Here is a 16,072-nt window from a genome sequence, read left to right on the forward strand (position 1 = left end):
CCGAAAATAATAAAATAAACACTCTGATTTCAGTTAATTAGATAATTAACGATCATCAAATATAAAACAAACAAATACATTAGCAAACAAACAAAACAATACTGAATAAACAGGCCGAAATCCCCGTCGACATTAAATATATAAATCCAATTAGTTCCTAAAATACCCAATAAAAATAAACATCACCTGAAAATATAAATATCCGCCATGCGTATTTCATTAAGGATCTCATTTTTATTGCCAGCGCCGTACGGCCGAAGGGAGATTTTAAGCCACTTTCGTAAAACTTCCGCCCTCAGGTTCAGGTATACTGCGGTCTTTCATTTCACAAAATCAGGCAAACCATGACAGATTTAATCACTCGCCCGCGCCGCTTGCGGCAGTCCGCTTCGCTCCGAGCCATGTTTGAAGAGACAACACTGAGTTTGAATGACCTGGTGTTGCCGATCTTTGTTGAAGAAGAAATCGCCGATTACAAAGCCATCGAAGCCATGCCCGGCGTGATGCGCATCCCGGAGAAGCACCTGGCGCGTGAAATCGAGCGTATCGCCAACGCCGGCATCCGTTCGGTGATGACCTTCGGTATTTCCCATCACACCGATGCCAACGGCAGCGATGCCTGGAACGAAAACGGCCTGGTGGCGCGGATGTCGCGTATCTGTAAGGAGGCGGTACCGGAGATGATCGTGATGTCCGATACCTGCTTCTGCGAATACACCTCCCACGGCCACTGCGGCGTACTCTGCGAGCACGGCGTAGATAACGATGCCACCCTGGTGAACCTCGGTAAGCAGGCGGTTGTTGCGGCAGCGGCCGGCGCTGATTTTATCGCGCCATCCGCCGCGATGGACGGTCAGGTGCAGGCTATTCGCCAGGCGCTGGACGCCGCAGGCTTTACCCATACGGCCATCATGTCCTACTCCACCAAGTTTGCCTCTTCGTTCTACGGTCCGTTCCGCGAAGCGGCCGGCACCGCGCTGAAGGGCGATCGTAAAACCTATCAGATGAGCCCGATGAACCGCCGGGAAGCGATTCGCGAGTCGCTGCTGGATGAAGCCCAGGGCGCGGATTGCCTGATGGTGAAACCGGCCGGCGCCTACCTCGATATCCTGCGCGATATCCGCGAGCGCAGCAATTTGCCGCTCGGCGCCTACCAGGTCAGCGGCGAGTACGCGATGATCAAATTTGCCGCCCAGGCGGGCGCCATTGATGAAGAAAAAGTGGTTCTGGAAAGTCTTGGCGCCATTAAGCGCGCCGGCGCGGATCTGATCTTCAGCTATTTCGCCCTTGACCTGGCCGAAAAGAAAATCCTGCGCTAAACCCGCCTTTCGGGCTGCAGCCTCCGCACGCAGGCCGGGAATTCTCCTGGCCTGCGTTGCGCTTTTGGGCCCGCCAATGCCGAATATTCACCCAACTGCAATATAAGCGACATTTTCGCCTTCTACTGTCTCGGCAGGACGGAGGAGGAAGCGCTATGTTTAGTCTCGATCATGTACTCGACGACCTGTGGCCTGAGGCCAGGCCCGCCGCCTGGCAAAAGAAGCTGCTAAAAAAACTGCTCCATGAGGAAGAGTTTCAACAATTTGCCGCCCGCCATCGCCACCTGAAGGGGCTCGATACGGTCGAACAGGTGCTGGAACACCTTAATATTCGCTGCGCTATTCCGGCGCACGATCTGGAACAAATTCCTGAACACGGCCCGCTGGTGATCGTCGCCAATCATCCTACCGGTACCCTGGACGGCCTTGCGCTACTCTACGCCGTCTCCCGCGTGCGCCGCGATGTAAAAGTCGTGACCAACCGCCTGTTGACTCATCTTGAGCCGCTCAGCTCGCTGTTTATTCCGGTCGATAACATCAACGGCCGCACCGCTAAAGCCGCGCTGCAGCAAATGGATCGCCAGCTACAAAACGGCGGCGTGCTGATCTTTTTCCCGGCGGGCGAGGTCTCGCGCCCGACGCGCCGGGGGATCCGCGATAAGAAATGGCACCCGGGCTTTATCAAGCTGGCGGCCAAATATCGCGCCCCGCTGCTGCCGGTGTGGATCCGCGCGCACAACAGCGCCCTGTTCTACGCCAGCACCCTGTTCTCAGAAAACCTGCCGCTGCTGCTGCTCATGCAGCAAATGTTCCGTCGCCGCAACGGCAGCCTGCCGATCGGCATCGGCCAGCAGATTGCCTGGTCCAGCTGGTATAGCCCGCAGATGTCGCCTCGCGAGCTGGCGGATCGCTGCTACCGCCACGTCGAACTGATGGGCAAAGGTCAGGCGGGCTTGTTCAAAACGGAAAGCGCCATCGCCCGCCCTGAAGATCGGGCGCTGATAAAACGCGAGCTACACCGCGCGGAGTGCCTGGGGCATACCGCCGACGGCAAAACCATCTATCTGTGGCAGCGCAACGGTCAGGACGACGCCCCGCTGCTGCGCGAGCTCGGCCGCCTGCGGGAGATCGCCTTCCGCGCGGTGGGCGAAGGGAGCGGCAAACGGCGCGACGTCGACGGCTACGACGATGATTATCTGCACCTGATTCTGTGGGACGAGGAAGATCTGGAAATCGTCGGCGCCTATCGCTTTATGCCTACCGCAATGCAGCTGGAAAAACGCGGGCTGGAGGGTATTTACAGCTATAGCCTGTTCCATTATGACCAGCGGATGGACGACATTCTCCGCCACGGTATTGAGCTGGGGCGCAGCTTTATCCAGCCACGCTACTGGGGTCGGCGCGGGCTGGACTATCTGTGGTCGGGCATCGGCGCCTACCTCGCCCGCTACCCGCACTATCGCTATCTGTTCGGCCCGGTGTCGATTTCCGGCGGTCTGCCGCCGGCGGCACGCGATCTGCTGGTGGCCTTCTATCGGCTGTGGTTCCCGGCGACCCATCCGCTGGCGGAGTCGCGCCGTCCCTATCCCGCTTCGTTGCCCGACGTGCTGGCGCAGTTTAGCGGCGAGGATTATGCCGAAGATCTCACCCGGCTGAAGTCGCTGCTCGGCAATCTCGGCTGCGCTATTCCGCCGCTGTATAAGCAATACTCCGAGGTGTGCGAGCCGGGCGGCGTGCAGTTTATCGACTTCGGCAGCGACCCGGATTTTAACAACTGCGTGGACGGGCTGGTGCTGGTGGATTTAACGTTTTTAAAAGCCAACCGCTATCAGCGCTATATCGGCGCGCATCTGTAATCTGCCCGGCCTGCGGCGCGCTGCCGCAGGTTTTAACCGGCGCGATAGTACGGCTTATCGCCGAGGATCGTCGCCCGGTGCATAATGCGCCGCTGTGGCAGATAATCGGCGTTGGCATAGTGCTGGGTCACGCGGTTATCCCAAATCGCCACGTCGTTGGGCTGCCAGCGCCAGCGTACCTGAAACTCCGGTTTCGTTACGTGAGTAAACAGGAAACTCAGCAGCGCCTCGCTCTCTTTTTCCGTCACCTCAACAATCCGCGTGGTAAAGCCTTCGTTAACGAACAGCGCCTGCCTGCCGGTCACCGGATGCGTGCGTACCACCGGATGCAGCAGCGGCGGGTTCTTCGCCACCGCCTCCAGCCAGCGCCGGTGCTCCTCTTCGCTGCCGCGGTATTTATACTCCGGGAACGATTTGCGGAAATCATGCTCCGCCCGCAGGCCGCTTAACAGCTGGCGAAAAGGCTCGGAAAGCGCTTCATACGCCGCCACGCCGCTGGTCCACAGGGTGTCACCGCCGGTGGAGGGCAGCTCTTTTGCCGCCAGAATCGCGCCGGCAGGCGGCGTCTCGATGAAGGTGACGTCGGTATGCCAGTTGTCGTTATCCGGCGGGTTATCGTCATGGGTGTCGAGCACGATAATTTCGTCGACGCCCGGCGCGTGGGGATAGACCGGATGAATATGCAGGTCGCCGAAGCGTCGCGCAAAATCGCGCTGCTGCTGCGGGGTAATATTCTGCTCGCGCAGGAATACCACCTGATGGCGCAGTACCGCGTGATACAGCTGCTCAAACTGGTTATCGTTCAGCGGACGTGCGAGGTCCACGCCGGCTACCTGCGCGCCGATATAGGGCCCCAGCGGGGTAATGCTCAGACGTTCACTCATTGTACTTCTCCATGCCAGGGCGTCAGGCGGCGCTGCAGCGCGCGCAGCCCCAGTTCCAATAGAAACGCAATTATCGCAATCACCGCAATCCCGGCCAGCACCACGTCGGTTGCCAGGAATTCGCCGGCGGACTGCACCATAAAGCCTAACCCGCGGGTGGCGGCGATCAGCTCCGCGGCCACCAGCGTCGACCAACCCACGCCAAGACCAATGCGCAGGCCGGTGAGGATCTCCGGCAAAGCGCCGGGTAAAATAACCAGCCACAGCACCTGGGCGCGGCTGGCGCCTAGCGACTGCGCGGCGCGAATGCGCACCTGCTGGGCGCTTTTCACCCCCGCCAGCGCCGACATCGCCACCGGGGCGAAGATCGCCAGATAGATCAATAAGATCTTCGACGTCTCGCCGATGCCGAACCAGATAACCATCAGCGGGAGATAGGCCAGCGGCGGCACCGGTCGGTACAGCTCAATTAAAGGATCGAGGATGCCGCGCACCGTCGGGCTGAGCCCCATCGCAATCCCCACCGGTACGCCGAGCAGCACCGCCGCCAGCAGCGCTATGACGATCCGCGTCAGACTCGCCGCCAGATGTTGCCAGAGGGTGGCATCCATAAAGCCCTGCGGGCCGGCAATAGTTATCAGCTTGTGCAACACCTGACCCGGCGGCGGCAGAAACAGCGGGCTAATCAGCTGTAGCGCCGCGACTGCCCACCAGATAGCCAGCAGCACCGCCAGCGTCGCCACGCTCAGCGTCAGCTGACGGGAAACGGGCCAGCGCCGCTTCAGCGGCCGCCGACGCGGTTTATCGTTGATGACCACGCTCATGAGAAGGCCTCCCGTTGTTCAAATACCCGGCTCAGCACGTATTCACGCTGCTCGATAAAACGCGGATCGGATTTAATGCTGCGGCAGGACTCGCCGGCGACGAAGCGGCGGCCAAAGTCGAGCGGCAGCCGCTCCAGCACCCGCCCCGGACCCGGCGACAGCAGCACCAGCTCGGTGGCCATAAACACGGCCTCTTCAATATCATGGGTGATAAGCAGTACCTGCTTGCCGGTCTCGTGCCACAGGCCGAGCAGCAGGGTTTGCATCTGTTCACGGGTAAAGGCGTCCAGCGCGCCGAACGGTTCGTCAAGAAGCAGCAGCTGCGGGTTGGCCGCCAGCGCTCTGGCAATCCCCACCCGCTGGCGCTGGCCGCCGGAAAGCTGCCAGATAAAGCGTTTTTCCGCCCCTTCGAGCCCCACCTTCTTCAGCATCTGCGCCGCGGTTTCCCGACGGAGCGCTTTGTCCACGCCCGCCAGCTGCAGCCCCAGCGCCACGTTATCCTGCACGTTACGCCACGGCAGCAGGCCTTCATGCTGAAAGACCACGCCGCGTTCGGCGCCCGGCCCGGTTACGCGCTGCCCTTCAAGGACGATGCTGCCGTGCTGATAAGGCACGAATCCGGCAATCAGGTTCAGCAGCGTGGTTTTACCGCAGCCCGACGGCCCAAGGACCACCAGCAGTTCGCCGCTGTCCAGCGTCAGGTTGATATCCGCCAGCGCCGGTTTGCCGCCGTAGTCGGCAAAGAGATGCGAGATTTGCAGCATCGTGACCTCCTTTATTTCACAAAACGGTCGGTGACGTACTGGCTGTAATCGGCGCCGGCATCGGGTACTTTGCCCTGCTCTTTGAGGAACTTAGCCGTATCGATAATCGCTTTGTTTACCGGCCCGTTCAGCTCCTGCGCCTGCTGCGCCGCGGTCAGGTAGGTATTGCCCTTCACCAGCCCGGGGACGTCCGCATCCGGCACGCCGCTCAGGCGCGACAATTTGCTGATATTTTCCGGCTGCTTCAGCCATGCATCCGGGTTGGCGATGTAGGGCTGCTGGGCGTCGATTGCGCTCTTCGCAAAGGCTTTCACAATCTCAGGGTGCTTCTCGGCAAAATCTTTACGCACCACCCACACGTCCAGGGTTGGCGCGCCCCACTCGCCGACCTGCGACGAATCGGTCAGCACCTTGCCCTCTTTTTCCAGGGCGTTGACCGCAGGAGCCCAGACGTAGGCGCCGTCAATATCCCCGCGCTGCCAGGCGGCAATAATCGCCGGCGGCTGCAGGTTGATGATCTGCACCTGGCCCGGCTTAATACCCCAGTGCTTCAGCGCCGATAGCAGGCTGTAGTGGGTGGTGGAGATAAACGGCACCGCGATGCGCTTGCCGATCAGATCTTCGGGTTTGGTAATGCTCTTTTTCACCACCAGCGCTTCGGAGTTACCGAGCTTTGAGGCCAGCAGGAAGACTTCAATCGGCACCTGCTGACTGGCGGCGACCGCCAGCGGGCTGGAGCCGAGGTTGCCAATCTGGACATCGCCGGAGGCCAGCGCGCGTACGATGCTCGCCCCGCTGTCAAACTTGCGCCAGTCAACGGTCGCCCCGCTCTCTTTGGCAAAGGTATTGTCAGCCTGAGCGACTTTCGCCGGCTCGGCGGAGGTTTGATACGCCACGGTGACGTTGACCGCCTGGGCCTGAAACGCGGCGAATGCCAGGGCGGCGATAAGTGTAATGCGCGATGCGTGTGCCATAGAATCTGTTCCCCTTTGTTGTTATGGGTGCAGTATTTCCGGCCTGATGCGTTTGATGAAGTAATTAAAAATTCTGGCTAATAGCCAATCGTCATTAGAAAAAAAGCGGCAAACGATAGTTAAAAACGGGGATTGAGAAGCGAGAGCGCCGCCCCGGCAGGCATTGCTGGAGCGGGGAGACGCCCGGCCGGCGGCGAGCCGCGCCGTAGCCGGTCAGCGTTTGGCCGCCAGGGCGGCAATATCTTTCGGCGTGGTGCGGCAGCAGCCGCCAATCAGTTTTGCCCCCGCCGCCAACCACTGCGGCAGATACTCGCTCAGGGCGATGCAGGACTCGCCGTGATGGTGCCAGGTTTTGCTCACCGCGTCGTAATGCTCCCCGGAGTTGGGATAGACCACCAGCGGCAGCGCGGTCAAACCGTGCAGATGCTGCAACGCGGCGGTGGTGTTTTCCAGCGCAATACAGTTAATGCCCAGCGCCACCACCTGCGGAGAGTGCGCAAGCGCCGCCACAACTTCGCTCAGCGGCGTGCCGTCGCTGAGATGCCCGGCGTCGCGCAGGGTAAACGAGAACCAGGCGCGAGCGCGCGGGTACGCCGTCAGCAGCGCCGCCAGCGCCTTAATTTCGGCAAATGACGGCAGGGTTTCGCAGGCCAGCAGATCGGCTCCGGCATCGAGAAGCGCTTCCACGCGCGGGCGATGGAAGGCCTGAAAATCCTCCGTGCTGCGCTGATAATCGCCGCGATATTCCGAACCATCGGCGAGATAGGCGCCGTAGGGCCCCACCGAACCGGCGACCAGCAGCGTGCCGGCCTGCGGGTTTTCCGCGAGGCGGGCTTCCCGCGCCTTGCGCGCCAGCTCAACGCTTTTTCCGATCAGCGCTTTCGACTGCGCCTCATCCAGCCCACGGGCGGCGAAGCCCGCCGGGGTGGCCTGATAGCTGGCGGTGATCGCGATCTGCGCGCCGGCGCGGAAATAGTCCAGATGCACGTCGCGAATCAGCTGCGGATTTTCCAGCAGCACCCGCGCTGACCACAGGCTATCGGCCAGATTACAGCCGCGCGCTTCCAGCTCCGTCGCCATCGCGCCGTCGAGCAGCACAAAGGGCTCGCGGGCAAGGAGAGAGGTTAACGGGTTATTCTGCGACATGCTGTTGCTCCCTGTTGAATTGTCGTGAGTGGGTCAGATACCAGGCACCATAGCACAGCGCCACGAAGGGGATCCCGCACCACAGAGCAATGCGCTGGCTGGGGTCAAACGCCAGGCCCACGCAGGCCACCAGGCATAAAACGAATCCCAGCACCGGCACCAGCGGATACCAGGGCGCGCTATAGTGCAGCTCGCTCAGGGCTTTACCCTGCTGGAGATGGCGGCGGCGGAACATAAAGTGCGAGGCGCAGATGCTGAGCCATACAGCTACCACCGCAAAGCCGGAAATCGCCGACAGCGCGACAAAAACAGTATCTGGCGCAATTACGCTGGAAAACAGCGCCAGCACGCCGCCAAGCATGCTGACCGACAGCGCGGTCAGCGGCACGCCGTTTTTGTTCACTTTGGCGAAGCACGCCGGCAGGGTCCGCTCATTCGCCAGAGACCATAGCATCCGCCCTGAAGCGTAGAGGCCGGAGTTGGCCGCCGACAGGATCGCCGTCAGGATCACGAAGTTAAAGATATCCGCCGCGTAGGGAATACCCACCTTTTCAAAGACCAGCACAAACGGGCTTTTCTCCACCCCTGCCTGCTGCATCGGGATCAGCGCCGCCAGCACAAACACGGTGCCGATAAAAAAGATAATCAGCCGGGCGATGGTGGTTCGAATGGCGATCGGGATGACCTTATGCGGGTTTTGCGTTTCACCCGCCGCGATGCCGATAAGTTCGGTCCCGGAGAAGGCGAAGTTCACCGCCACCATGGTCATCAGGATCGGCAGGCCGCCGTGCGGGAACCAGCCTTCAGAGGTCAGATTACGCAGCCCCGGCGCCGGCGAACCGTCCTGCATCGGGATAATGCCGAATATCGCCGCCCCGCCGAGAATAATAAAGGCGATGATGGTGACGACTTTGACCAGCGAAAACCAGAACTCGCCTTCGGCAAAGAAGCGGGTGGAGATGACGTTGAGGAAAAAAATCACCGCGCAGAACACCACGCACCATACCCACACCGGCACCTGCGGAAACCAGTACTGCATACAGAAACCGGCGGCGGTAAAGCTTGAGCCGAGCGCCACCGTCCACGTCAGCCAGTAGAGCCACGCCACCGTGTATCCCGTTGCCGGGCCGAGATAGCGAGCGGCGTAGACGTGAAACGCGCCGGTCTCCGGCATTGCCACCGACAGCTCGCCGAGGCACTGCATCACCAGCCAAACCACCAGCGCGCCAATCAGATAGGCCAGCAGCGTTCCCGCCGCTCCGGTGGTCGAGATGATATAGCCGGTATTAAAAAACAGGCCGGTGCCAATCACGCCGCCCAGCGAGAGCATGATCAGGTGGCGGGTCTTCATGGTGCGCTTCAGCGGCTCACTCTGCCGTGGTGTACTTTGCATATTACCTTCTATACGTATGGACATCTAAACATCCAAAGAGGTGCAGTTATACCGTGCCGCAGATGAAATTGCAAAACAGACGCCGCTTTTCACGCCGTTTTACGGGCGTTTGCCCGAAAAATGAGCGCAGGTTCTGGGCATTTAAATGACAAAAAGCAAAACGTGATCGCTATAAGCAAAAAAATAAAACAATGTTGCTATTTTTACAAAACACAATACCCAAAAAAGGATAATCAGATGACAACCCGCACCTTTCCTCTGTTGGCTGCCGCCGCTATCGTCGGCGCTATCCCCTTCCACGCGGTTCTCGCCGCCAGCGCGGTGACGTTCGCGGATAGAGTCTGCGACATCACCCAATACGGCGCAGAAGGCCACCGGCTGCAGATTGCGCTGAATACCGACGCCATTCAAAAAGCGATTGACGACTGCGCCGCCGCAGGAGGCGGCACGGTGCGGGTCCCGAAGGGAAACTATCTGACCAACCCGCTGTTTTTGAAAAGTAATATTCGGCTCAGCCTGGAGAAAGACGCCACCCTGGTCGCCTCAAGCGAAGTCGCAGCCTGGCGCGGAGATGAAAAAACGCAGTATGCCATAGCGGAAAACGGCTGGCTGCCGTTTATCAGCATCGCCGATGCGCAAAACGTCGCTATCATTGGTGAAGGAACCATCGACGGCCAGGGGGCGGTATGGTGGGAGCGCTGGCGAGAAAATATTCGCGCCAGCGGCAAAAAAAGGCGGAACCGACCGGCCGCGGCTGATCTACATCACCCGTTCGAGCAACGTGTTGATCGACGGCGTCACCCTCACCCACTCACCCAGCTTCCACATCGTCACCCGCTACGCGCACGATATCGACATTAACGGCACGCGAATTTTATCCCCCTGGCATGCGCCGAATACCGACGCCATCGATCCTATCGATAGCCAGAACATCCGCATCACCAACAACTATATCGACTGCAATGACGACCATATCGCCATCAAAGCGGAGAAAGCCGATCCGCGCTTCCCCGAAGGGGTGGTCGAGAATATTTACATCGCCAACAATACGCTCAGGCAGGGGCGCGGTATCTCCATCGGTAGCGAAAGCGCCGGCGGCGTCAACAACGTGCTGGTGGAAAACAACACCTTCGAAGGCTCAATGTACGGTATTCGCATTAAGAGCCCGCGCGGCAAAGGCGGTGAGGTAAAAAATATCGTTTACCGCAACACCACGATGCATAACGTCGAGGTGCCGCTGGTCTTCTCCGCCTACTACAAAGCCGCGCCTATCGTGCAGGCCGAGGTCGACAAGCAGCTGCGGGCCGGAGGGTTTACCCTCGGCGAGCAGATTTATCCGCCGGACAGCGACCCGAAACAGCCGTTCGACAAATATAAAACCCCGCACTTCAGCAATATCACCGTGGAGAATTTAACCTCCACCGGCGATAGCAAAGCGGCGGCCTATATTATCGGCACGCCGGAGGCGCCGCTGAGCGGGTTCCATTTTAGCAACGTGAACATCGAGGCGACCCGCGGTCTGCGCATTCGCCACGCCGGTCTGGAGACCAGCGGCCTCAACCTGAAGGTGAAGGAGGGCCCGGTGATTCAACAGGACGCGGGCGCCGTCATTCGCGACTAACGCGACATTTGTGGGCAGCTGCACCAGGGCGTATATCTTCGCGCGCGCAGGCTGCCCTTTTTTGGATCGTCCCGCAGCTAACCCCCCGCGTTTATCAGGGCTCTGACCTGGCATTCTCTTTGCAACCCTCCACACATCTGAAATACCAGGTTCACCAGGCGTCATTGTTGCAGGCAGTTTGGGCATGGACAGCGCGCAAAAACCGGAACGTACACGTAGTACGTGAAGATTTATTCGCTGCGCTCACCCTGCGGGCCGCCCTAAAGGGCGTTCAAAATACTCGCGTATTTTGTTGAGCACTGCCCAGGCCTAAGCTGGCAAATAAAATAGCGTGGTGAGTCGGGTAACTTTATCTGGCGAGGTCGCAAAAATGACAGAGCACACCACAACGCTAAAAAGAACGCTCGGCAGTTTCCGCCTGTGGGGGATTGCCGTTGGGCTGGTTATTTCCGGGGAGTATTTTGGCTGGAGCTACGGCTGGTCCCAGGCCGGGACGCTGGGATTTCTCATCGTGGCGCTGGCGGTTGCCGCCATGTACTGCGCTTTTATTTTTAGTTTCACCGAGCTGACGACCGCGATCCCCCACGCCGGCGGCCCGTTCGCCTACGCCTACCGCGCTTTTGGCCCCACCGGCGGCTTTATTGCCGGCTTCGCCACGCTGATTGAGTTCGTCTTCGCCCCGCCGGCGATTGCCATGGCGATTGGCGCCTACCTCAACGTCCAGTTTCCGGCGCTGGACCCGAAATGGGTGGCCTGCGGCGCCTACGTTATCTTTATGACGCTGAACATCCTCGGCGTCGGGATTGCCGCCACCTTTGAGCTGATTGTCACCCTGCTGGCGATTTTCGAACTGCTGGTGTTTATGGGCGTGGTCGCTCCGGGCTTCTCATGGAGTCACTTCACCGCCAACGGCTGGGCCGGGGCGGAGAGCTTCAGCGGACTGGCGCTGCCGGGAATGTTCGCGGCTATTCCTTTTGCTATCTGGTTCTTTCTGGCTATTGAAGGCGCTTCGATGGCCGCCGAAGAGGCTAAAGATCCGCAGCGTACCATTCCCCGCGCGCTGGGCGGCGGGATCCTGACCCTTACCGTGCTGGCGATCGGCGTCATGGTGTTTGCCGGCGGCGTCGGCGACTGGCGGGCCCTCGCCAACATCAACGATCCGCTGCCGCAGGCGATGAAAATGGTGGTCGGCAGCAGCAGCGGCTGGCTGCATATGCTGGTATGGCTGGGGCTATTCGGCCTGGTGGCCTCGTTCCACGGGATCATCATGGGCTACTCCCGGCAGATCTACTCCCTGGCGCGGGCCGGCTATCTGCCCGCCGGCCTGGCAACGCTCAATCGCCGCACCCGTACGCCGCATCTGGCGATCCTCGCCGGGGGCGTGGTGGGCATTGCCGCTATTTTCTCCGACTCGCTGATCACCATCAGCGGGATGCCGCTCACCGCCTGTATCGTCACGATGTCGGTATTTGGCGCTATTGTTATGTATATCACCTCGATGGCGGCGCTGTTCAAGCTGCGCCGCAGCGAGCCGAAACTGATTCGCCCGTTCCGCGCGCCGCTCTATCCGTGGGCGCCGGCCTTCGCCCTGGCGATGGCGCTGCTCTGCCTGGTGGCGATGGTCTGGTACAACACGCTGCTGGCGCTGATTTTTGCGGCCATGATGCTCGGCGGCTACCTGTGGTTTTGTAAAACCGCGGCGGCCCGCGAGCGCGCGCCGGCGGATCCGCAGCTTCATACAGTCTCCTGAGGAGGCGGCATGTATAAAACAACGCTATCAGGCCAGGTCTGGCGCTTTGATAGTCTGAAGACGTTACTGGCAAAGGCCTCTCCGGCGCGATCCGGCGATGCCCTCGCCGGCATTATCGCGCAGAGCGCCGAAGAGCGGATGGCGGCGAAGATGGCGCTGGCGGAGGTGCCGCTGAAGGCGATCCTCGACAGCCCGCTAATTCCTTACGAGCAGGACGAAGTCACCCGGCTGATTATCGACACCCACGATAGCCGCGGCTTCGCGGCGATTAGCCACCTGACGGTGGGCGACTTTCGCGACTGGCTGCTTGACGACGCCGCCGATACCGCCACCCTGCAGCAGGTGGCGCGGGCGATAACCCCGGAGATGGCGGCCGCGGTCAGCAAGCTGATGCGTAACCAGGACCTGATCCTCGCCGCCAGCAAATGCCGGGTAACCACCCGCTTTCGCAATACGATTGGCCTGCCGGGGCATCTTAGCGTGCGCCTGCAGCCCAACCACCCGACCGACGATCTGAAGGGCATCGCCGCCAGCATGCTCGACGGCCTGCTGTACGGCGCGGGCGATGCGGTCATTGGCATCAACCCGGCCAGCGACAGCCTGCCGGTGCTGGCGCAGCTCAACCATATGCTCGACGATATTATTCAGCGCTTTGCGATCCCTACCCAGTCCTGCATTCTGACCCACGTCACCAACACCCTGCAGCTGATTGAGCGCGGCGCGCCGGTGGACCTGGTCTTTCAGTCGGTGGCGGGCACCGAGGCGGCCAACGGCGGCTTCGGTATTAATCTGGCGCTGCTGCAGGAGGCCAGGGAGGCCGCGCTGAGCCTCAACCGCAGCACCCTCGGCAGCAACGTGATGTATTTTGAAACCGGCCAGGGGAGCTGCCTTTCGGCGAACGCCCACCACGGCGTCGATCAGCAAACCTGCGAAGCCCGCGCCTACGCCGTCGCCCGCCATTTCGATCCGCTGCTGGTCAATACCGTGGTGGGCTTTATCGGCCCGGAATATCTCTATGACGGGAAGCAGATTATTCGCGCCGGCCTCGAAGATCATTTCTGCGGCAAGATCATGGGACTGCCGATCGGCTGCGACGTTTGCTACACCAACCACGCCGAGGCGGATCAGGACGATATGGATACCCTGCTGACCCTGCTGTGCGCCGCCGGGCTGACCTTTTTAATCGGCGTTCCCGGCGCGGACGATATCATGCTCAACTACCAAAGCACCTCGTTCCACGACGCCCTGTACGCCCGCCGCCTGCTGGGCCTCAGGCACGCGCCGGAGTTCGCCGCCTGGCTGACGAAAATGCAGATAATCGACCCGGACGGCGCGCTGCGCCTGACCGACGCCCGCCATCCGCTACTTTCCGTGATGAGGTAAGGAGAACCGGTATGAGTCGCCCCGACGCCTGGAACCCGCTACGTGAATTTACCGCTGCGCGCATTGCGCTGGGCCGCAGCGGCGCCAGCCTGCCAACCCGCGAGGTGCTAAACTTTGGCCTCGCTCACGCCCGGGCGCGCGACGCCATCCACCAGCCCTTCGACAGTGAGGAGCTGGTATCCCCGCTGGCGCAGCTGGGCCTCTCGTCGCTGACGGTGCACAGCGCCGCCGCCGATCGGCATAGCTATCTTAGCCGCCCGGATCTGGGGCGGCGGCTGAACGATGAGAGCCGCGCGGCTCTCGCCGCCAGCGGAGTTCGCCCCGCCGACCTGCTGCTGGTGATTGGCGACGGGCTCTCCTCTTACGCCGTGCAGCGTCAGGCCCTGCCGCTGATCCGCGCCCTGCTGCCCTATCTGCAGACGCTGGGGCTGAGCCTCGCGCCGGTGGTGCTGGCCCATCAGTCTCGGGTCGCGCTGGGAGATGATATTGGCGAAATGCTGCAGGCTCGCGCGGTGGCGATACTAATTGGCGAACGACCGGGGCTCTCTTCCCCGGACAGCCTGGGAGTTTATCTGACCTGGCAACCGCATCGTCAGCGGCAGGAGTCGGAGCGCAACTGTATTTCGAATATTCGCCCGCAGGGGCTGGACTATGATGCCGCCGCCTTTAAGCTGGCGTGGCTGCTGGAGCAGGCTTTTCTGCGCCGGCTGACCGGCATAAATCTGAAGGATGAAAGCGATAATCCAGCCCTGCATGGCAGGGTGAAACCCCCGGTCATCGGGGCTGATTAAAGCTGCTCGGGGCTGCGGCAGATGACTCCAATCGCCGCAACCGCAAGCAGCCTTGTGCTACACAAAGCACACCTCGTTCCAGTAGGCTTCACGCGTCCTGCGCCGCTCAGTATGTTTTATCATGACGAAACCACCGTGTTTCAACATTCCCCATATCGATGCCGTACAGGCTGGCGACCGGTAATATTGCCTCCATCATTCGCTGGGTATCCTGCTGTCCGGCTTCAGCCTGAGATAACGAAGCCAGCCAGCGCGTCACTCGTTGCCATAATGCGACTCTCATTTTTTTCCTCCGTCGGAAAGCGTTTTGCCTGGGTCTATTTCAACCACAGCCTGCGGCGCTCGGGAAATATCAATTCCGTCTTTTCAATCCCGCAAGATGCATATTACGCCTCTGCTCCAGAGCCTTCGCAGGGGCGCCGTCCTGCGTTAATACCCACGAACTTGCTAAGTTCTTTTTCGCTATAGATAAGAACTTTTTCTTCTTTGCCGTCAGCGGCTAATTTGTGGGAGCGTAATAACTACAAAACATATACAGGGACTCAGGGGATATAATAATGCGTACGACAAAAACAAAAATTGCGCTGGCGCTGGGCATGCTGGTGCTTGCCGCGCAGGCTCAGGCTGACCAACTGGCGGATATCAAAGCCGCCGGGGTGGTGAAAGTCGCCACCTTCGACGCCAACCCGCCGTTTGGCTCGGTTGACCCAAAAACGCACCAGATCGTCGGCTATGACGTTGATTTCGCCCAGGCGCTGGCTAAATCTCTCGGCGTGAAGCTGGAGCTGGTCGCTACCAACCCGGCCAACCGCATTCCGCTGCTGCAATCCGGTAAGGCCGACCTGATCGTCGCCGATATCACCATTACCCCGGAACGCGCGCAGGTTATTGATTTCTCAACGCCGTACTTTGTCACCGGCCAGCAGTTCCTCGTGCCGGCTAAATCGGCGGATAAGCTCGACGATTACAGCAAAGCGCGCATCGGAGCGGTAAAAGGCACCACCGGCGAACAGACGCTGCACCAGCGCTTCCCGCAGTCGCGCGTGCTCTCCTATGACGATATTCCGCTGGCGCTGACCGCGCTACGCAACGGCAACGTGCAGGCGATTACCCAGGACAGCACCATTCTCGCCGGCCTGCTGGCGGAAGCGCCGGATAAGGCCAACTTTAAAATCCTCCCCGACCTGCTGAGTAAAGAGGAGATCGGCGTCGGCGTGAAGAAAGGCGAGCCGGCGCTGCTGAAGGCGGTGAACGACGAGCTGGTGAACCTCGAGAAATCCGGCCAGGCGGCGAAAATTTACGACGTCTGGTTCGGCCCGGCGACCAAAACCCCACAGCCGCGCGCGTTTACCATAGAAGCTAAATAA

Annotated in this window: 13 protein-coding genes and 1 pseudogene; 7 read left to right on the forward strand and 7 right to left on the reverse strand. The window is 60.3% G+C overall.

The window, feature by feature from the left end; translation table 11 throughout:
• Positions 1-344 precede the first annotated feature (344 nt).
• Positions 345-1,319: a porphobilinogen synthase gene (hemB, locus tag AC1M2H_RS21795; protein ID WP_480149020.1), complete on the forward strand. Its 975-nt coding sequence runs from the start codon at positions 345-347 to the stop codon at positions 1,317-1,319.
• Positions 1,320-1,474: 155 nt separating this feature from the next.
• Complete coding sequence (gene olsF, locus AC1M2H_RS21800) at positions 1,475-3,175, forward strand: bifunctional ornithine lipid synthase OlsF (RefSeq protein ID WP_480149021.1); 1,701 nt, start codon at positions 1,475-1,477, stop codon at positions 3,173-3,175.
• A gap of 32 nt (positions 3,176-3,207) precedes the next feature.
• Here the strand turns inward: olsF and tauD are convergent, their stop codons facing one another.
• From tauD to mmuP, 6 genes are all read right to left on the reverse strand, one after another.
• Positions 3,208-4,059: a taurine dioxygenase gene (gene tauD / locus AC1M2H_RS21805; protein WP_480149022.1), complete on the reverse strand. Its 852-nt coding sequence runs from the start codon at positions 4,057-4,059 to the stop codon at positions 3,208-3,210.
• Complete coding sequence (gene tauC, locus AC1M2H_RS21810) at positions 4,056-4,883, reverse strand: taurine ABC transporter permease TauC (protein WP_480149023.1); 828 nt, start codon at positions 4,881-4,883, stop codon at positions 4,056-4,058. Before tauC ends, tauD begins: the two co-directional genes overlap by 4 nt.
• The gene (gene tauB, locus AC1M2H_RS21815) at positions 4,880-5,647 is read right to left on the reverse strand and encodes a taurine ABC transporter ATP-binding subunit (protein ID WP_041144239.1); all 768 of its coding nucleotides are present in this window, start codon (positions 5,645-5,647) and stop codon (positions 4,880-4,882) included. The genes tauC and tauB overlap by 4 nt, the downstream gene beginning before the upstream one ends.
• Before the next feature lie 11 nt (positions 5,648-5,658).
• On the reverse strand, positions 5,659-6,621 hold the full coding sequence (gene tauA, locus AC1M2H_RS21820) for a taurine ABC transporter substrate-binding protein (RefSeq protein WP_480149024.1): 963 nt from the start codon (positions 6,619-6,621) through the stop codon (positions 5,659-5,661).
• Between the two features lie 213 nt (positions 6,622-6,834).
• On the reverse strand, positions 6,835-7,767 hold the full coding sequence (gene mmuM, locus AC1M2H_RS21825; protein WP_480149025.1) for a homocysteine S-methyltransferase: 933 nt from the start codon (positions 7,765-7,767) through the stop codon (positions 6,835-6,837).
• Entirely contained in the window at positions 7,754-9,160 is a 1,407-nt protein-coding gene (mmuP, locus tag AC1M2H_RS21830) for an S-methylmethionine permease (RefSeq protein WP_480149026.1), read from the reverse strand. Before mmuP ends, mmuM begins: the two co-directional genes overlap by 14 nt.
• Before the next feature lie 237 nt (positions 9,161-9,397).
• Here mmuP and AC1M2H_RS21835 point away from each other — a divergent pair.
• The 4 genes and pseudogenes from AC1M2H_RS21835 to eutC all read left to right on the forward strand — a co-directional run bounded on the left by AC1M2H_RS21835 (position 9,398) and on the right by eutC (position 14,705).
• Positions 9,398-10,781: pseudogene (locus tag AC1M2H_RS21835) on the forward strand (glycoside hydrolase family 28 protein).
• A 370-nt stretch (positions 10,782-11,151) separates the two neighbouring features.
• Positions 11,152-12,531, forward strand: a complete 1,380-nt coding sequence (gene eat, locus AC1M2H_RS21840; RefSeq protein WP_480149027.1) for an ethanolamine permease — start codon at positions 11,152-11,154, stop codon at positions 12,529-12,531.
• A gap of 9 nt (positions 12,532-12,540) precedes the next feature.
• Entirely contained in the window at positions 12,541-13,914 is a 1,374-nt protein-coding gene (locus tag AC1M2H_RS21845; protein ID WP_480149028.1) for an ethanolamine ammonia-lyase subunit EutB, read from the forward strand.
• Between the two features lie 11 nt (positions 13,915-13,925).
• Entirely contained in the window at positions 13,926-14,705 is a 780-nt protein-coding gene (gene eutC / locus AC1M2H_RS21850) for an ethanolamine ammonia-lyase subunit EutC (protein WP_480149029.1), read from the forward strand.
• Between the two features lie 106 nt (positions 14,706-14,811).
• Here the strand turns inward: eutC and AC1M2H_RS21855 are convergent, their stop codons facing one another.
• On the reverse strand, positions 14,812-14,988 hold the full coding sequence (locus AC1M2H_RS21855) for a hypothetical protein (RefSeq protein WP_426812922.1): 177 nt from the start codon (positions 14,986-14,988) through the stop codon (positions 14,812-14,814).
• Between the two features lie 274 nt (positions 14,989-15,262).
• Between AC1M2H_RS21855 and AC1M2H_RS21860 the strand changes: the two genes are divergently transcribed.
• Positions 15,263-16,072, forward strand: a complete 810-nt coding sequence (locus AC1M2H_RS21860) for an ABC transporter substrate-binding protein (protein ID WP_480149030.1) — start codon at positions 15,263-15,265, stop codon at positions 16,070-16,072.

It is taken from the genome of Klebsiella sp. F11, assembly GCF_056712265.1.